Genomic DNA, 1,022 nt, shown 5'->3' on the forward strand with positions numbered 1-1,022 from the left:
GATAAAGAAGGAAAAGCAAACGTTTCAGATTTACCTATTGGAAAGTATGAGTTAGTAGAAGTAGAAACACCGGCAGGATACAAACCACTAGAAAAGCCAATTTCATTCGAAATTGAAAAGGGTAGAGTAACAGCGCTAAAGCTAACAGTAGAAAATGAATTAGTGGATACAGGAAATGTAGAAATTACAAAAGTAGATAAAGAAAATAAAGATGCTTTAGCTGATGCAGTATTTGAGATTCAAGATGAAGCAGGACAAGTAGTCGCTAAAATAACGACAGATAAAAAAGGACAAGCACAAGTTACTAATTTATCAGTCGGCACATACAAGTTAGTAGAAGTAAAGGCACCAAAAGGGTATAAACAATTAGTAGATCCGATTACTTTCCAAATTGAAAAAGGCATGACAAAATCTCTTGCTTTAACAGTAGAAAACGAAATGTTAGACAAGGGAAATGTGGAAGTAACAAAAGTAGATAAAGATAGTCAAAAAGCATTAGAAGGCGTAGTCTTCGAAGTACAAGACGACAAAGGCAAAGTAGTAACAGAAGTAACGACAGATAAAGATGGAAAAGCAAACGTTTCAGATCTATCAGTAGGAAAATACAAATTAGTAGAGACGAAGAGCTTACCAGGTTACAAAAAATTAACGGAACCAGTATCATTTGAAATCAAAAAAGGTATGACGAAAGTTTTATCATTGAAAGTAGAGAACGAACTGTTAGATAAAGGTTCAGTAGAGATTACAAAAGTAGACAAAGAAAGTGGCGCAGTATTAGCGGGCGTAACATTCGAAGTGCAAGATGAAAAAGATAAAGTAGTAACAAAAGTAACAACAGATAAAGAAGGAAAAGCAACAATTTCAGATTTACCAGTAGGAAAATATAAGCTAGTAGAGGTAGAAAGCTTACCAGGATATAAAAAACTAGCGAAACCAGTATCATTCGAAATCAAAAAAGGTATGACAGAAGTTTTATCACTAAAAGTAGAGAACGAATTAGTAGATAAAGGCTCAGTAGAAAT

Annotated in this window: 1 protein-coding gene; it reads left to right on the forward strand. The window is 33.9% G+C overall.

The annotated features are described in order from the left end of the window. On the forward strand, positions 1-1,022 hold a 1,022-nt coding region (locus tag MR107_RS30130), incomplete at both ends, for a SpaA isopeptide-forming pilin-related protein (protein WP_242293157.1).

Origin of the sequence: Bacillus cereus group sp. BfR-BA-01441, from assembly GCF_022663075.1 — a bacterium.
Classification (GTDB): Bacteria; Bacillota; Bacilli; order Bacillales; family Bacillaceae_G; genus Bacillus_A; species Bacillus_A cereus.